The following is a 16,611-nucleotide window of genomic DNA, read 5'->3' as shown; positions in this document are numbered from 1 at the left end:
TGTTTTAACAAAGAGTCCTAGCTGGTTTGCTAGGACAAAAGTTAAAATTTGTTTTTAGCGACCTCTTTGACGATTTGATCAGCTATCTCATCAACCTCGTTTGTGGCTTTGTTTGTTTGGTTTGCCACTTCAAGATTTTCTTTTGTTAGGTTGTCGATATCGGCAACTAGCGTGTTTATCTGAGCGATCGCTATGGTTTGCTCGTTTATCGCCGCACTCATATCATCGATGTTTTGAGTTAGGATATTTGCATTTGCTTCGATCTCGCCAAGGCTTTTTTGAGTGCGCTCGGCTAAATTTCTAACCTCATCAGCCACAACCGCAAAGCCTCTGCCATGCTCTCCCGCACGTGCTGCTTCAATGGCAGCGTTAAGAGCTAGTAAATTTGTCTGATCGGCGATGTCGTGGATGATGGTGATGATATTTTTTATCTCCTCAGACTGCCTTTTGACATCATCAGATCTTGCATTTACCTGCCTCATAGACGCGCTCATTTGCTCAACCGCAGCAGCGCCCTCAGAGAGCGAAGTCGCACTCTTGTTTGCTTTAGTCGTTAGTTCTTGCATGTAGCCTTTTAGCGCCTTTGCGCGGTCTTCTAGCAGTTTTGCGATCTCTTCGTTGTTTTTTAACATCTGCGCGATCTTATCGCCAAGTGCGTCGATACCTTTTGCGATGACGCCCTCGTCGTTTATCCTAGCAGTAAAGTCGTTTTTAAAGTAAATTTCTAGCGCTTTTAAGATGTCGTGCTCGTTTGAAGCGATATTTGTCTTTAGCGAGTCACGTAGATCGCCAAATGCCTCTTTTAGCTTTAGCAGAGCTTGGCTATTTGTCGTCGCTTCAAGCGTCGCTCTAAAGTCGCCACCTTTTATCTTGCTTACAAATTCTTGCGTTTTAGCTAAAAACTCGCGCTCGCTATTTAAATTCTCTTTTGTGCTCTCGATGTTTTCGTTGATGATGCTAGCCATAACGCCTAGCTCGTCGCTGCTTTTTAGCTTGATAGGCTCGACATTTGAAGTTTTGTTGTTTATAAATTTAAAGACCTCGATTAGCCCGTTTTGTATCGTTAGAACCGGTCTTAAGAAGTATCTAACGACCACGATGATGGCGATGATGACCGAGATCAAAAATAGGCTAAACATCAAAATTTGCTTATTTGAAGCGCTTTTTATCTCAGCTACAAACTCATCAGCATCAGCCACTATACAGACGTTCCAGCCTGTTAGCTTTTGTTTTTGGCAGTAGATGACGTTTCTCATGCCGTTATAGAAAAATAGCGAGACCTTGTCGCCATCTATGCTGTTTTTCATATTTTCTTTGATGAGGCTTTTGTAGTTTTCATCTTCTTTTGTGATTAAATTTGCATCAGGATGAACTATCACTTTGCCGTTGTCATCGGCGATCATGATACTTGAAGTCTTGGTCGTTTTTATCTCTAAAAGCTCCTGGCTAAAGCCGTTTAAGAAGATATTTGCGCCGATTACCGCTACTAGCTGGTGTTTGTCATTAAAAATAGGAGCGTAGGCTGTGATGGTTAAATTCTTTGTCGTGACATCTACGTATGGCTCTGAAAATCCAGGCTTGCCGCTGCTACTAGCACCCTTAAACCAAGCCCTCGTGCGGCCGTCAAAATTTGGTATCAAAAATGGCTGGTTGTTTTTCAAAAGATCAGTCTTTATGACGTTGCCGTTATCCGCATAGCCCACAAATAGCGCGTCAAATGGCGAAATGACAAAAGCACCCTTTAGCGCCTCGGCTATATCGTCCCTGCTGGCGTAGGTCTTTTTATCCTCTAGCTCTTTTGCGAAGGTTTGCACCATGTGAAGTCTTGACTTTAAAAACTCATCGACAAAGTACATCGTCGATTTAAGCCCAGTTTTACGCACATTGTTATAGGACTGAATTTTTTCCGATTTGGAATTTGAGTAGTTTATGCTAAAAAATATGCCTATGCCTATTAGCATCCAAGCTGTCAGCAAAAAGGCTATCTTGTTAGACAAGCTAGAAAAAAGTCTTTTCATCTTAAATCCTTTTAAAATTTTCGGCGTATTTTATAATAAAAGTTAAACAATATCTCTTAATTTTTATTTTTAAGAAAAAATGGCAAAAAGTAGCTAAATAACGCTTGTTATGATAAATTTTGCTAAATTTTATTAATTTAATTATCCAAAGTAATAAACAGAGTATTTTAGGGATTAAGAATGAAATTTAAGGCTAAATTTGACGTTTAATTTATTTTAATTGCTTAAATTATAATTTTAAAATATATAAAAAAGAAAATACTATCTTGCAAATCTTATCTGTCCAAATTTTTAGCATAAATTTTTTGTCAAATTTATAGTGATTTAAAGCGCTGGCTAAATATCTTTTTATACAAATTTCGTTAAAATCGCCTCAAAATTTAAAGGAAATTTATGAAACAAACTATCACCGAGAAAATATTTTCAGATCACGTTGGCAAAGAAGTAAGCGCAGGAGAGATTATCGAGAGCAAGATCGATATGATCATAGGCAACGACATCACGACGCCTATTTCGATCAAGCAGTTTGAGCGAAGTGGCGCGACAAAGCTAGCTAACCCAGACGGCTTTGCCATCGTGATGGACCACTACATCCCGACAAAGGACATCCTAAGCGCAAATCAAGCCAAAATTTCACGCGAATTTGCCTACAAACATGACCTTAAAAACTATTTTGACGAAAAGGATATGGGCATCGAACACGCAATTTTGCCTGAAAAAGGGCTAGTCATCCCAGGCGACGTCATCATCGGCGCAGACAGCCACACCTGTACGCACGGCGCTCTTGGGGCATTTAGCACTGGCATGGGTAGCACCGACCTAGCTTATGCGATGATCACTGGCAAAAACTGGTTTAAAGTGCCTGAGAGCATCAAAGTCGTCTTTAAAGGTAAGCTTGATAAGCACGTCTACGGCAAGGACCTCATCCTTGAGATCATCCGTCAAATAGGCGTTGATGGCGCACTTTACAAGGCGCTTGAGTTTAGCGGCGAGGTGATAGATGGCCTTAGCATGGATGATAGATTTTCAATGTGCAACATGGCGATCGAAGCTGGCGCAAAGAGCGGCATCATCGCGGTTGATGAGATCACAAAAGAGTTTTTAAAAGATAAAAATTTACGCGATAAACCAAAATTTTTCTACTCAGACGAGGGCGCAAAATACGACAAAATTTTAGAGATCGATGTCACAAACCTTGATCCAGTCATCGCATATCCATTTTTGCCAAGCAACGGCAAGAGCGTAAGACAGGCGGTTCGCGACGATCTAGCTATCGATCAAGCATTTATCGGCTCATGCACAAATGGCCGTCTAAGCGACCTTCGCATCGCAGCGCAAATCCTAAAAGGTAAAAAAGTAGCCCGCAAAACAAGGCTCATCATCACTCCAGCGACGCAAAAGATCGCAAGAGCTGCTGAAAAAGAGGGGCTAATCGACATTTTCATAGAAGCTGGCGCAGTTGTGAGCAACCCAACATGTGGCGCTTGCCTTGGCGGATATATGGGCATTTTGGGCGCAAACGAGCGCTGCATATCGACTACAAATAGAAATTTCGTCGGTCGTATGGGGGATAGGACGAGTGAAATTTATCTAGCTAACTCGGCGGTTGTGGCGGCGAGCGCGATAGCAGGTAAAATCGCCGATCCGCGTGATCTTTAGAATTTAACGGCTCGTCTCGCGAGCGTTTTTAATGGAGCTAGTAAAAATTTAGCTCGATAGACTAAATGTCTTATCTTTGCTAAATTTTTACGTTGCTTCTGCTTGCAGTTGCTACCGCAAGGGGAGCAAAGCCCTTAAACCCATCTCACGATACTTTGCCTTACATTTTTGACAAAATTTGATGAAATTTCTTGTGAAATTTACTTTTAGACCTGTCTTAAATTTGATATTTTAGTTTATTTGTAAAATTTAGATTTGTTAGCCGATAAATTTGCAAATTTACCGGCTATTTTTAGTATAAAAAGCTTGAAGTTAGTGCATTAAAACGCTGTTATAGTTGCCAAAAGTCCAAAGATTATGCCTGGTAAGTTTGCAGCTGCTAGCGGATAGTCTCTTTTAGATTTTAGTAGGCCGTAACTTGTCCAGATCGTGCAGTTTAGCGCAGCCGCTAGTGGCTGTATATAAGGCGTTTTGTTGCCATCAAGGTTGCCCATTATCTGTGGGATGTATGAAAAGTACATAACAACCGATAAGCACGTGCCTATCCAACCTAAAATTTGTAAATTTCTTTCACTCATGTGATCTCCTTTAAAAGTAAGCCATTATATTATTCTTAGCTTTATGATTAGCGTGGTAAAAAAATTAATTTTATCTGCTAAAAAGTAGCCCATTGTTTTGGCAAAAGCGCTCATTTTTGCAAATTTAAGGGCAAAGCTTTTATCAAGTGATAATAAATTTAAAACAAGATGAGTTAGAAAATTTGGTTATACTTTTGTAATTTTTTGAAATTTAAAAGGATAAAAGATGCAAACTTGCGTCATTTTAGCAGGTGGCAAGAGCTCGCGCATGGGTCAGGACAAGACCTTGCTGCCATTTGGGGGATTTGAAACGCTCACGCACTATCAGGTTGCTAAATTTAGCAAAGTCTTTGATGAGGTTTTTGTAAGCTCTAAATTTGAGAAATTTAACCCACCACTAAAGCTCATAAAAGATGAGAGCAGTGAGGATTATTCGCCGATGTTAGCGCTCTACTGCGTGCTAAAAAGCTTTGATCATAGCGTCTTTATCATCCCAGCTGATATGCCATTTTTTGATCTAAAAAGCTTAGAAGAGCTGGCTAAATTTAAAGATGAATTTGACATGGTCGTAGCTGGCGATGATGAGCATATCCACTCGCTTTGTGGCTTTTTTAGCCCAAGCTTAGCCCCACTTGCACACGAGCTTTACCTAAAAAATGAGCACAAAATCGGACTTTTACGAAAAAACTGCAAGTGCAAAATAGTAAATTTTAAGGACAAAGAGCAGTTTTTTAACGTAAATTTCCCAGAAGAGTACAAAATAGCAAATGAAAAGATGAAAAATGAGTAAATTTGCATTACTTTTAAGCTTTAGCCTTACATTTTTGATGGCAAGCAGGACGGATGATTTTAAAAGGGCGCAGGAGCTTGAGCAAAGTGGCGATATAAAGGGTGCGATGCAAATTTATAAAGAGCTAGCCAAAAGCTCTTTGGGCGAGCAAGAAGTGGTGCAAAACGCGCAAGCAAGTGAGCCAGCACCAAATGATGCGAAGCTAAAGCAGGCTGATCTTTTAAGAGATAAAAGCGATAAAAATTTACAAAATGCACTTGGCATCGAGCTTTATAAATTTAACTACCTTTTGCCAGTAACTTACGCTAAAACTGTCCCAGATGACGGGCGAAAGAGCGTTGAGACGAAGTTTCAAATAAGCCTTGCAAAGCCGCTATTTTACGATGTTTTTGGTCTTAGAGAGAGCCTTGTGGCAGCATATACGCAAACCTCTTGGTGGCAGATAACAAAAACCTCTGCTCCGTTTCGTGAGACAAACTATCAGCCAGAAATTTTCTTAAATTTCGCCTCACCAAAATATCTAGAGAAAATCGGCATCCAAAATCTAAAATTTGGCCTTTTGCATGAGTCAAACGGACGAGATGGTAGCAAATCAAGAAGCTGGAACAGAGCCTACGTGCAAAGTGACTTTGTCTATGGCAACTTTAGCGTCTCACCAAGAGCTTGGATAGTCGTTGGCGACAAAGGCGATAATAAGGACATTTTAAAGTACATCGGACATGGCGACGTGAGGCTTAGCTACAACCTAAACGACCACATCTTTAGCCTAATGCTAAGAAATAACTTACATTTTGATAAAACAAATAAAGGTGCAGCTGAAATTTCATATATGTTTCCGATATTTTCAAGCGGCGTTTATGGCTATTTGCAGTATTTTACAGGATACGGCGAGAGCTTGATTGATTATGATAGGCACACAGAGAAGGTTGGTCTTGGCTTTGTTATTTTAAAATAGCCTTAAAAATTTAATCTTATAAAGTGGCTAAATTTGGGCAGATAATCTAAAATTTATATAAATAATGAAAAAATTTAACTAATAGAAAAACTTAAAAATATTAGAAAAAATATAAGCAAATTTTGCTAAAATCACTAGCAAAATCTCACAATAAAGGAGTTTTCATGAGCGGTATAGCTTTGATTGTCTGTTTTGTTATAGCAATCATCCTTATGATCGTTATGATCTCAAAGCTCAAGGTGCATCCATTTTTGGCACTTATGAGTATATCTTTGGTGCTAGCAATCGTCGCAGGTATCGATCTATCCAAGATCCCAGCGATGATAGGCGTTGGTTTTAGTGGCACATTTAAGAGCATCGGCATCGTCATCATCTTTGGAACGATCATCGGCACAGTGCTTGAAAAAACAGGAGCTGCGCTAAAGCTAGCTGACATGGTTGTAAAGCTAGTCGGACAAAGACGCCCTGAGCTTGCCATGCTTATAATGGGCTGGGTTGTTGGCATTCCTGTATTTTGCGATAGCGGTTTTGTCGTCTTAAACTCTATCCGCGAGGCACTTTATAAGAAAATTTCAGCAAGCCCAGTTGCTATGTCAGTAGCACTTAGCGGCGGTCTATACGCTTCTCACGTCTTCATCCCACCAACTCCTGGTCCGATAGCTGCTGCTGGCACACTTGGACTTGGAGGAAATTTACTTCTTGTCATCATCATGGGTACAGTAGTTTCAGTGCCTGTTTTGATAGCTGTTTATTTCTTTTCAAAAAGCATCGCTAAAAGCGTAACTATCAGCGATAAAGAGGCTGACGCTACGATAACAGCGAGCTACGAGGAGCTTTTAAATAAATTTGGCAAATTGCCTAGCGGATTTTTAAGCATCGCACCTATCATCATGCCTATCATTTTCATGGCGGTTGGCTCTGTGGTTGATGTTTTGGCAAAACAAGGCATGCTTGATAAAGCTGCGCTCTTGCCAAAGATATTTTTATTTTTAGGTAACCCTATCATCGCCCTTGCGATCGGCGTGATCTTTTGCGTATTTTTACTAGCTGAAACTAAAAAGATGAGAGAATTTGACCATATAACAAACGAATCATTAAAGATCGCTGGTCCTATACTCTTTATCACCGCAGCTGGCGGCGTTTTGGGCAACGTCATCACCGAGGCTGGATTTGTAAATTTCATAAAAGAAAATGCCTCAACTATAAAAGCGATAGGAATTTTCTTCCCATTCATCATCTCAGCCGTGCTAAAAACCGCTCAAGGAAGCTCGACTGTGGCTATCATCACGACAGCCTCTATCATGGGCGCATTTAGCGCTGACAACTCGCTCATGCACACGCTTGGCTTTACGAGCGAAATTTCAGCCGCACTTTGTGTCATGGCGATAGCTTCAGGTGCGATGTGTGTATCTCACGCAAACGACAGCTATTTCTGGGTCGTTACAAACTTTAGTAAGATGACGGCAGATCAAGGCTACCGCACTCAAACAGCGATGACATTTATCATGGGCGTTGTTGGTATGATCAGCGTTTATATACTATCTTTGGTGCTTTTATGAGAATTTTGGTTGCGATAGATTCATTAAAAGGCTCGCTAAGCTCGCTTGAAGCGGGCCTTGCTATAAAAGAGGCGCTTGAAGATTTTTGCGATGTCGTAGTAAAGCCAGTAGCTGACGGCGGTGAGGGCAGCGTGGAGGCTATGGCTGACGCACTTGATGCTAAATTTATAGACACCATCGTTAAAAATCCACTTGGGACTGAAATTTTAGCTAGATATGCTCTAAAAGATGATCTTGCTATACTTGAGATGTCTAGTGCTTCTGGTCTTACTCTTATAAATCCTGATGAGAGAAATCCTATGAAAACTAGCACATTTGGCTTTGGCCAGATGATAAAAGATGCCATTAGTAAGGGTGCTAGGAAATTTATCATAGGTATTGGTGGAAGTGCTACAAATGATGCTGGCATAGGTATGCTAAGCGCCCTTGGGTTTAAATTTTATGACAAAAACGGCGCTTTGCTTGAGGGTAAAGGCGAAGATCTAGCTCAAATTTATGAATTTTCAGATGAAGAGGCGCTAAAAGAGCTAAAAGAGTGCGAATTTTTAATCGCCTGTGACGTGGATAATCCACTTTACGGTCAAAAGGGTGCTGCCTACGTCTATGCTCCACAAAAAGGTGCAAATGGTCGTATGGTAAAACAGCTTGATGATGGACTAAAGCACTTTGCGGGGCTTGTAAAAGAGAAAAATGGCACTAAATTTCACACGCAAAAGGGCGCTGGAGCAGCTGGCGGACTTGGTTTTGCTTTTGTAGCATTTTTGGGCGCAAAGCTTAGGCCTGGTATCGAGATCATCACGCAGACAATAGCGCTTGAAGATGAGATAAAAAAGGCCGATCTAGTAATCACTGGCGAGGGCCGCATGGACTTTCAAAGCACTATGGGCAAGACCCCAACAGGCGTGGCAAAGCTAGCTAAGAGGCATCATAAGCCAGTCATCGCGCTTGCTGGAAGCGTGCAAAGGTGCGCCAAAGACTGCCATAAACACGGCATAGATGCGTATTTTTGCATACTAAATGAGCCAATGAGCCTTGAAGAAGCTATGCGAAAAGATAATGCCATTAGAAATTTAAAGATGACCGCCGAGCAAGTCATACGCCTTTATATGCTAAATCATAAAGCATAAATTTAAAAAAGATAGAAGCTAAATTTCTATCTTTTTCTCTCTAAATTTAACTCCAAATTTTACTCGCAAAGTGCTACAAAAATTCTCAAAATTTAATACATTTTGCAAAAATATAAAATAAACTTTATAAAAAAATTTACTATGTTAAAATAAGAAAAATTTCTAAAAAGAAAGGAGAATTTCTTATGCAACAGACCCTAAACTCTCGTCGCAGCTTCATCACAGCTGCAGGACTGTTTTTCGCTACGACTGCGCTAAAGGCAACACCAAAGGACTTTAGCGGTAGTGGTGTTCGCTACGGCATGGCAATAGATCTAACAAGATGTGTTGGCTGTCAGTCATGTACTATGAGCTGTATGTTGGAAAACGACGTTCAGCCAGGTGCTTTTAGGACCATCGTCTCTGAGTACGAGGCAAAAGATAAAAGCGGTAAGATGGCGGTCATTGCGTCACTTCCAAGACTTTGCAACCACTGCAACAAACCAGCCTGTATCGACGTTTGTCCAACAGGAGCAAGCTATCAAAGAAGCAACGGCATCGTAAAGATCGACACAAAAGAGTGCATAGGCTGTGCGCTTTGCGTGGAGGCCTGTCCATATCACGCAAGATATCTTAGCTTGCATACCTACAAGGCCGATAAATGCACCTTCTGCGACCACAGACTAAGAGCGGGACTTCAGCCAGCATGTGTAGAGAGCTGTGTGGGCGGTAGCCGTATAATAGGCGATCTTAACGATCCTAACTCAAATATCAGAAAATTTCTAGCCACACACGAGACTATGGTCATAGATAGCCCTAAAAATACAAATCCACAGGTGTTCTATCATGGCGTTAGCGAAATTTTGGTTAAAAACGATAAGAAACTCGAGCTTGATAATGGATATAAAAAGGTTATCAGCTGGAGTGAAGAGATAGCACAGTAAAAGGAGATAAGTAATGCAAAGAAGAGAATTTTTAAAAAGATCAGCTGTACTCTCAACACTAACCGCGAGCGCTGTGCTAGCAGATGGCGAAAAAGACGACTACAAGCCGCAGTCAAACTCGCTAGAGCCTGAATTTAGCGTAAAAGACGGCAAAATTTCACTTAACGACGGACATAGCGTAGTCTTTTCTATGTGCCACGGCTGTACAACGAAGTGTGGCATAAGACTTCACGTAGATGACAAAAACGACCGCGTTTTAAGATGTAGCGGAAACCCATACCACCCACTCTCAAACGTACACTGGGCAAATTTTGACACATCGATAAATGACGCTTTGCTTGCCACAACACTAAGCGGCGAAGATGAAAAGCGAGCCACAGTTTGCGCTAGAGGAGCGATATTACCTGAGATGATAGACTCACCTGCAAGGATACTAACACCACTAAAAAGAGTTGGCAAAAGAGGCGAGGGCAAGTGGAAGAGCATAAGCTTTGAGCAGCTAGTAGAAGAGGTCGTAGAGGGCGGAGATCTCTTTGGTGAGGGGCACGTGGACGGACTAAGAGCGATATATAGCGACGAGCTAATCGACAGCGAAAACCCAGAGTACGGCACCAAGCGCAATCAATTTTTAAGCTTTTATCTATATGACGGACGCTCTGATATCGTCGATCGCTTTGTCAAAAAGTCATTTGGCACTATAAATCACTACTCACACGGCGGAATTTGCGGCGGCGGCTTTAGGGTCGGCGGCAAGATCGCGCACAATGCAAAGGGCTTTGCTCACACAAAACCAGACTATGAAAACTCTAAATTTGTTATCTACTGGGGCACTTCGCCGTCAAATGGTGGCAACCCTTTTCAAAAACAGGCAAAAATGCTCTCTTACGCAAGAGGCACTAGAGATGACTTTAGCTATGCAGTTGTAGACCCAAGCGTTACAAATGCTGTAAAATACGCCTCTTCAGACAAAGGCCGCTGGATAGCGATAAAGCCAGGCACCGACTCAGCTCTAGCCATGGCTATGATACGCTGGATCATAGAAAATGAAAAATACGCTACAAACTACCTTATCCAGCCAAATTTAGACCAAGCAAAGCTAGCAGGCGAGATACACTGGTGCAACGCCACGCATCTAGTCATCACCGAAAAAGGTCACAAAGACTACGGCAAATTTGCACTTATCAATAACGAGTGGCAGGTCTGCTCGCAAGATGGCAAGATACAAAGCTACAAGGTAAATGAACCAGCCAAGCTCTACTACAAAGGTAAAATTTTAATAGACGGCAAAAAAGTCGAGGTAAAAAGCTCAATGCAGCTTTTAAAAGAATCAGCCTATAAGCATAGCTTAGAGGAGTACTCAAAAATTTGTGGCGTAAGCGTTGAGGATATCATCTGGCTTTGCGAAAATTTCACCAAAAACGGCAGACAGGTGAGCACAAACGTGCATGGCGGTATGATGCATACGCAAGCTGGTATGACTACTTTTGCGATACTTTGTCTAAACACTCTAATGGGCACTTACGGCTTTAAGGGCGGCAACGTCAATGCAAGTGCCGGCACACACGAGTTTTTAAAGGGCAGATATGACCTTGAGAGCTTTGAGGGTGCTTATAAGCCAAATGGTCTAAATTTATCAAGATCAGGCAAATACTACGAAACAAGCTCTGAGTATAAGCGCAAAGTAGCAGCTGGCGGCAGCGGCTATCCATCAACTCAGCCATGGTATCCTATCTCTATGCCACTTGTAAATGAAACGCTTACAAGCCACAAGGCTGGCTATCCATACAAAGTAAAAGTTTTCATAAACTACATGACAAACGTACTTTACGGCCAAGCAGGACTTGAAAGAGCGGTTTTAGACGCACTAAAAGATAGTAAAAATTTACCACTTTTTGTAGGTATCGACGCCTTTATGAACGAGACAAACGCCTATGCTGACTACATCGTGCCAGATGGGGTAAATTTAGAAAACTGGGCACTTCCAAACTCTCTTTGGGGAACGATCGCTAAAACTTCAGTCGTGCGCTATCCAGCCGTCAGCTCAAAGCAGGCAAAGGATAAAAATGGCAGCGTGATCGACGTTGAGGCGTTTTATATAGCCGTAGCAAAGAGGCTTGGACTAAAAGGCTTTGGCAAAAACGCCTTCAAAGACAAAGATGGAAATTTCATGGACCTTGACGTAAAAGAGCAGTACTATGCGGCTGCACTAGCAAATTTAGCCTTTGACGGCGAGGGGGTGAAAGATATAAGCGACGAGGACAAAAAGCTTAGTAAGATATCAAGAGTGATGACAAAGCTTGATCCTTATCTAAAAGACGAAGAGAAGCCAAAAGTAGCGCACGTGCTAGCAAAAGGCGGCAGATATGATAGCTACGAGAGCGCGTACAAGGGCGATAAAGCAACCGTAAAAGTGCCAGCGCCTACGCCAGCTTCTATCTACTATGAGCCACTTGGCGGACACAGACACTCAGTAACAGGCGAATATATGCCAGGAGTGCCAAGCCTGATGCTACCAGTAGCAAGTGACGGCACGCCGCTTGAGAAATTTTTCCCACGCTCTGAGTGGAAATACACAGTAAGTTCAAGAAAGTCAAATATCCAGCACTTCTACACATTTGTTAGCCCAAGACTAAGAGCCGTCCATCCTAGCAACTTCATAAGGATGGCGCCAGATGTGGCGAGCGAGCAGGGCATTCGCTCAGGCGATAAGGTCAAAGTGACTACGCCTTATGGCGCGCAAGTTGGCGAGGCGTTTGTAACTGACGGCGTTGCTAGCGGAGTTATCAGCATAGAGCATGGATTTGGCCATGACGAGTTTGGTATAAGAACGCATATCGTCGATGGAAAGCCAGCTTTTGGGATAGCAAATTTAGAAAAAGGGGTCAATCACAACAAGCTCGGACTTCTTGATCCAAAAAGAAATGGCGAATTTAGCCTAAATGACTGGTTGGTTGGTACTTGCGCTAGACAAGCACTTCCTGCAAAGATAAGAAAGATAGGCTAGTTTGATATAAATTTGGCGAGCAGAGTGAAATTTGCTTGCCAAATTTCATTTTCATGCAGTTTTGCTCTTGTGGCGTATTTATATGCAGGGCAAGCTTTTAGGCTGCTTGCAAGCTAAAAATTCTCACATATTTATAGAGAGTTTCATAGTTAAATTTAATGTTTTAAATTTGCATGGCTTAAATTTAATATCATCTGAAGTGTGCTAGCTGGTATTTCAAACAGCGTTTTTAAATTTGTATGGGTTAAATAGTATTGCTAGTTTGCTCTATCTTTGAGTGCCCTAGTTTGCCAGATCCTCAGCCACTTTTGCAGCGAGTTTTAGCTTGTCACTATCAAAGTGTGTGTAAATCGCTAGGTATTTAGGCTAGCATGCCTAAAAGCTTATTTTACTAGTGTCAGTTTTTTGGTTACGACCAAGAGAAATTTAAAATAGCAGGCTTAAATTTAAATATAAAAACTATAAAAGCTTAAGCATATATCCATTTTCAGCGGTTTCAAGCTTATATTTATGCATCTTGTCAAGCTCTAAAACCACTCTGAAATACTTATCATGCCAGCCGATTATGACGTTTTTAAAAGTCTCGTTTTCAAGCTTTAAATTTCTAGTTTTAAAGCTTCTTGGAGGTTTTGCAAAGTCAAGTACGATCTTGTTTTTCTCATAAGCAAAGTGTTTTAAATTTTTAGCTTTTGTGATGATATTTAGCTCTTTTTCATGCGCTAAAAAGCTCACAAATCCTAAGAATTTAACCTCTTTTTCGCTGCTTTTTGTCTCTTGGACAGGCTTTGAGGCTGGCTCGATCTTAACTTCGACTACTTTTTGCTCAGGCTTAGCAGGCTCTTTTATCTTTTTTGCGCCAAGGTCGATCACTACGACGTTTGGAGTTGGCACATCTGAGGTTTTATTTCTATCTTTATTTGAAATTTGCGTCTCATTTTTTTCCATTGTTACTGGCGTGCTCACCTTTTTTTCTATTATCACTGGCGTGCTAACCTTTTGAGCTGGCATATCGGCCATCGTGACTGAGACGTCTAGTTTTTTAGCTGCGACTGGCTCTGGAGTCTTCATCTTCATAAGTGCAAATTCATCGTTCCAGTCGATAGTTTTGTTTATGTCAGTTAGTCTTTTTTCTTTTATGCTGCCGTCATTTGCTCTATATCTTATGGTGACATCAAGCAAAAGCATCGCATCGCTTGGAAATTTAAACGAGAGCGAGTTGAAGCTGTCATATTTTTCTACGACGTTTGTCGTCATAACGCTTGTGTTTAGCTCGCTAATAGGCATAAATGGGTTTTCTCTGGCGCATAAGCTCGCAGTCAAGATAGATAAAACTAACCAAATTTTCTTCATCGTTCCTACTTTTTATTAGAGTCTGGCTCAAGGCCTTGTAGTTCAAAATAGTCTTTTTGCAGACGTGCATTCATCTTTTTTAAAATTTCCACGTCTTCGCTAAGCCTCTCTTTTTTGCTCTGAAGGCTTAGCATCACATCAAGTGAGCGTTTACCAAACATCATGTTGCCCACATAAAAGGCAAACATAGCCACACAAATGGTGGCTATGACGTAGCGTAATGTCGGCCGAACAAATTTTATTATTTTATGAAATATACCATCTTCTTTGCCATATTCATCTAAAATTTCGCTCAAATATTATCCCCTAAAAACTCACCCGCCTCAAGCTCGATCTCGAGCAAGCGGTTGTATTTCGCGTTGCGCTCGCTTCTTGAGGTAGCACCTGTTTTTATCTCGCCAGTGTTTAGTGCGACCGCAAAGTCAGCGATAAACGCATCTTCGCTCTCGCCGCTTCTGTGGCTCATTATGCAGCGGTAGCCGTTTCTTTGAGCAAGGCGGACAGTTTGCATAGTTTGCGTGACTGAGCCTATTTGATTTGGCTTGATAAGGATCGCATTTGCGATGTTTTTCTCGATGCCCTCGCGTAAAATTTTCTCATTTGTAACAAATAGATCGTCGCCAACTAGCTGCACCTTGCTGCCAAGCCTTTTTGTAAGCTCAGCCCAGCCGCTCCAGTCATCCTCGCTAAGGCCATCTTCGATAGAGAATATCGGATATTTTTCGCAAAGTTTTTCATAGTAGCTAATGAGCTCATCGCTGCTAAATTTCTTGCCTTCAAGCTCGTATTTGCCGTCTTTGTAAAGCTCGCTTGAAGCGACGTCAAGGGCTAGCTTTATCTGGCTACCTAGCTCATATCCAGCCTCTTTTACAGCTTGTGAGATCAGCTTTAGTGGCTCTTCATTGTCTTTTAAATTTGGAGCAAAACCGCCCTCGTCACCGACAGCAGTGCTGTGACCAGCTGCGTTTAGGATAGATTTTAGCTTGTGGTAAATTTCAGTTGCAGCTCTTAGTGCCTCGCTAAATGTGCTAAAACCAAATGGCATGATCATAAATTCTTGAAAATCAACGCTGTTATTTGCGTGTGCGCCGCCATTTATGATGTTAAACATCGGCACTGGCAAGATGCTAGCGTTTGCACCGCCAAGGTAGCGGTATAGCGGGATATTTAGGCTCTTTGCAGCTGCGCGAGCTACCGCCATAGATACGCCAAGGACTGCGTTTGCGCCTAAATTTGAGTAGTTGTGCGTGCCATCAAGCTCAAGCATCTCCACATCGACTGCTTTTTGGTTGTAGGCATCAAGTCCTATCACTGCTTCTGCGATCTTTTCATTTACGTTTGAAACAGCCTTTAAAACGCCTTTGCCAGCATATCTCTCGTCTTTGTCACGAAGCTCTAGCGCCTCGCGCTTACCAGTGCTTGCGCCACTTGGTACGATCGCGCTTGCCTCGGTGCCGTCGCTTAGTCTAACTGTCGCACGAACTGTTGGGTTGCCTCTGCTGTCTAAAACCTCGTGAGCTTCTACATCTTCAATAAATACCATTATTCATCTCCTGCTTCGTTTGTGTCGTCGTCTTCGTCTTTTGCGCCGCTGCTTATTAGGTGATCTATACCCATTGAGCCTTTGATCGCCGCTACTATCTCGTCAGAAATTTCTGGGTGCTCTTTTAGGTAGGCTTTGGCGTTTTCTCTGCCTTGACCTAGTTTTTCAGCCTTGTAGCTAAACCACGCGCCTGATTTGTCGATGATGTCGAGCTTTACGCCATAGTCGATGATCTCGCCCTCTTTGCTCACACCCTCGCCAAACATGATGTCAAATTCAGCCACTTTAAATGGAGGCGCGACCTTGTTTTTAACGACTTTTGCCTTTGTGCGGTTGCCGATAGGCTCGTCATTTTGTTTAAGTGTGGCTATCTTTCTGACATCGATTCTTACAGATGAGTAAAATTTAAGTGCATTACCGCCAGTTGTGGTCTCTGGCGTGCCATATCCCATCATACCGATCTTCATACGAATTTGGTTGATGAAGATAACAGTCGTCTTCATCTTGCTTAAAATTCCAGTTAGCTTTCTAAGCGCCTGGCTCATTAGTCTTGCTTGCAGGCCAACGTGCTGATCGCCCATATCGCCGTCTATCTCGCTCTTTGGAGTAAGAGCAGCCACACTATCAACTACGATAAGATCGATCGCACCGCTTCTTGCAAGTGTCTCAACGATCTCAAGTGCCTGCTCGCCAAAGTCAGGCTGAGAGACGTAAAGGTTGTCGGTATTTACGCCTAAATTTGAAGCGTATTTTACGTCTAGTGCGTGCTCTGCATCGACAAACGCACAAATTCCGCCAGCTTTTTGCGCTTCAGCGATGATGTGAAGTGTGAGTGTGGTCTTACCAGAGCTCTCTGGTCCGTAGATCTCGATGATCCTGCCTTTTGGGACGCCGCCTATGCCAAGAGCCAGATCAAGCCCTAGCGAGCCAGTCGGTATCGACTCGATCGCCTCAACCTCTTTGTCGCCAAGTCTTAAAAGCGTGCCTTTGCCAAAAGCTTTATCGATCTGCTTTAGCGCAAGCTCAAGCGCCTTTTTCTTGTCCGCTTCGCTCTCTGGGATAGCTATCTTTTTGTCACTATCTTTTTCTTTTGCCATTTTTTACC

13 protein-coding genes and 2 pseudogenes are annotated in these 16,611 nt (G+C 42.2%); 7 read left to right on the top strand and 8 right to left on the bottom strand.

What is annotated here, in order from left to right; translation table 11 throughout:
* Positions 1-41 precede the first annotated feature (41 nt).
* Positions 42-566 (bottom strand): methyl-accepting chemotaxis protein, encoded by a 525-nt coding sequence (locus G6W43_RS10860; RefSeq protein ID WP_103575376.1) that lies wholly within the window; start codon positions 564-566, stop codon positions 42-44.
* A gap of 765 nt (positions 567-1,331) precedes the next feature.
* A pseudogene (locus G6W43_RS10855) lies at positions 1,332-1,856 on the bottom strand (cache domain-containing protein); the annotation flags it as partial.
* A gap of 555 nt (positions 1,857-2,411) precedes the next feature.
* On the opposite strand from G6W43_RS10855, the gene leuC reads away from it, so the two are divergent.
* Positions 2,412-3,677, top strand: coding sequence for a 3-isopropylmalate dehydratase large subunit (gene leuC, locus G6W43_RS04485; RefSeq protein WP_103589905.1), 1,266 nt, complete (start codon positions 2,412-2,414; stop codon positions 3,675-3,677).
* A 320-nt stretch (positions 3,678-3,997) separates the two neighbouring features.
* Here leuC and G6W43_RS04480 read toward each other — a convergent pair whose 3' ends face one another.
* On the bottom strand, positions 3,998-4,255 hold the full coding sequence (locus G6W43_RS04480; RefSeq protein WP_012140463.1) for a SemiSWEET family transporter: 258 nt from the start codon (positions 4,253-4,255) through the stop codon (positions 3,998-4,000).
* Positions 4,256-4,481: 226 nt separating this feature from the next.
* Here G6W43_RS04480 and G6W43_RS04475 point away from each other — a divergent pair, with 226 nt between their 5' ends.
* From G6W43_RS04475 to G6W43_RS04450, 6 genes are all read left to right on the top strand, one after another.
* Positions 4,482-5,045 (top strand): molybdenum cofactor guanylyltransferase, encoded by a 564-nt coding sequence (locus G6W43_RS04475; protein WP_148824905.1) that lies wholly within the window; start codon positions 4,482-4,484, stop codon positions 5,043-5,045.
* On the top strand, positions 5,038-6,000 hold the full coding sequence (locus G6W43_RS04470; RefSeq protein ID WP_194169260.1) for a phospholipase A: 963 nt from the start codon (positions 5,038-5,040) through the stop codon (positions 5,998-6,000). The genes G6W43_RS04475 and G6W43_RS04470 overlap by 8 nt, the downstream gene beginning before the upstream one ends.
* Before the next feature lie 164 nt (positions 6,001-6,164).
* On the top strand, positions 6,165-7,559 hold the full coding sequence (locus tag G6W43_RS04465) for a GntP family permease (protein WP_103617057.1): 1,395 nt from the start codon (positions 6,165-6,167) through the stop codon (positions 7,557-7,559).
* Complete coding sequence (locus tag G6W43_RS04460) at positions 7,556-8,686, top strand: glycerate kinase family protein (RefSeq protein WP_148824903.1); 1,131 nt, start codon at positions 7,556-7,558, stop codon at positions 8,684-8,686. The genes G6W43_RS04465 and G6W43_RS04460 overlap by 4 nt, the downstream gene beginning before the upstream one ends.
* Before the next feature lie 185 nt (positions 8,687-8,871).
* Positions 8,872-9,609, top strand: a complete 738-nt coding sequence (locus G6W43_RS04455; protein ID WP_194169259.1) for a 4Fe-4S dicluster domain-containing protein — start codon at positions 8,872-8,874, stop codon at positions 9,607-9,609.
* Between the two features lie 13 nt (positions 9,610-9,622).
* Positions 9,623-12,613: a molybdopterin dinucleotide binding domain-containing protein gene (locus G6W43_RS04450; RefSeq protein WP_194169258.1), complete on the top strand. Its 2,991-nt coding sequence runs from the start codon at positions 9,623-9,625 to the stop codon at positions 12,611-12,613.
* A gap of 282 nt (positions 12,614-12,895) precedes the next feature.
* Here the strand turns inward: G6W43_RS04450 and G6W43_RS10610 are convergent.
* The 5 genes and pseudogenes from G6W43_RS10610 to recA form a co-directional block, all read right to left on the bottom strand.
* A pseudogene (locus G6W43_RS10610) lies at positions 12,896-12,996 on the bottom strand (tyrosine-type recombinase/integrase); the annotation flags it as partial.
* 76 nt (positions 12,997-13,072) lie between these two features.
* Entirely contained in the window at positions 13,073-13,963 is an 891-nt protein-coding gene (locus tag G6W43_RS04445) for an AMIN domain-containing protein (RefSeq protein ID WP_194169257.1), read from the bottom strand.
* 5 nt (positions 13,964-13,968) lie between these two features.
* Positions 13,969-14,151, bottom strand: a complete 183-nt coding sequence (locus G6W43_RS10795) for a hypothetical protein (RefSeq protein WP_178140078.1) — start codon at positions 14,149-14,151, stop codon at positions 13,969-13,971.
* A 104-nt stretch (positions 14,152-14,255) separates the two neighbouring features.
* The gene (gene eno / locus G6W43_RS04435; protein WP_103611796.1) at positions 14,256-15,506 is read right to left on the bottom strand and encodes a phosphopyruvate hydratase; all 1,251 of its coding nucleotides are present in this window, start codon (positions 15,504-15,506) and stop codon (positions 14,256-14,258) included.
* A complete protein-coding gene (gene recA / locus G6W43_RS04430; RefSeq protein WP_002940852.1) occupies positions 15,506-16,603 on the bottom strand; it encodes a recombinase RecA in 1,098 nt (365 codons plus the stop codon). Before recA ends, eno begins: the two co-directional genes overlap by 1 nt.
* Positions 16,604-16,611: the final 8 nt, after the last annotated feature.

This window comes from Campylobacter concisus, from assembly GCF_015229965.1.
Taxonomy (GTDB): domain Bacteria; phylum Campylobacterota; class Campylobacteria; order Campylobacterales; family Campylobacteraceae; genus Campylobacter_A; species Campylobacter_A concisus_BD.
This window is presented reverse-complemented; position numbering and strand designations above follow the sequence as displayed.

What these genes read in the sequence shown, in the direction of transcription:
- G6W43_RS04445 (WP_194169257.1), bottom strand. Translation starts at nt 13,963, where the DNA reads ATGAAGAAAATTTGGTTAGTTTTATCTATCTTGACTGCGAGCTTATGC.
- G6W43_RS04465 (WP_103617057.1), top strand. Translation starts at nt 6,165, where the DNA reads ATGAGCGGTATAGCTTTGATTGTCTGTTTTGTTATAGCAATCATCCTT.
- G6W43_RS04470 (WP_194169260.1), top strand. Translation starts at nt 5,038, where the DNA reads ATGAGTAAATTTGCATTACTTTTAAGCTTTAGCCTTACATTTTTGATG.
- recA (WP_002940852.1), bottom strand. Translation starts at nt 16,603, where the DNA reads ATGGCAAAAGAAAAAGATAGTGACAAAAAGATAGCTATCCCAGAGAGC.
- G6W43_RS04455 (WP_194169259.1), top strand. Translation starts at nt 8,872, where the DNA reads ATGCAACAGACCCTAAACTCTCGTCGCAGCTTCATCACAGCTGCAGGA.
- G6W43_RS10860 (WP_103575376.1), bottom strand. Translation starts at nt 566, where the DNA reads ATGCAAGAACTAACGACTAAAGCAAACAAGAGTGCGACTTCGCTCTCT.
- G6W43_RS10795 (WP_178140078.1), bottom strand. Translation starts at nt 14,151, where the DNA reads ATGTTTGCCTTTTATGTGGGCAACATGATGTTTGGTAAACGCTCACTT.
- eno (WP_103611796.1), bottom strand. Translation starts at nt 15,506, where the DNA reads ATGGTATTTATTGAAGATGTAGAAGCTCACGAGGTTTTAGACAGCAGA.
- G6W43_RS04475 (WP_148824905.1), top strand. Translation starts at nt 4,482, where the DNA reads ATGCAAACTTGCGTCATTTTAGCAGGTGGCAAGAGCTCGCGCATGGGT.
- G6W43_RS04450 (WP_194169258.1), top strand. Translation starts at nt 9,623, where the DNA reads ATGCAAAGAAGAGAATTTTTAAAAAGATCAGCTGTACTCTCAACACTA.
- G6W43_RS04460 (WP_148824903.1), top strand. Translation starts at nt 7,556, where the DNA reads ATGAGAATTTTGGTTGCGATAGATTCATTAAAAGGCTCGCTAAGCTCG.
- G6W43_RS04480 (WP_012140463.1), bottom strand. Translation starts at nt 4,255, where the DNA reads ATGAGTGAAAGAAATTTACAAATTTTAGGTTGGATAGGCACGTGCTTA.
- leuC (WP_103589905.1), top strand. Translation starts at nt 2,412, where the DNA reads ATGAAACAAACTATCACCGAGAAAATATTTTCAGATCACGTTGGCAAA.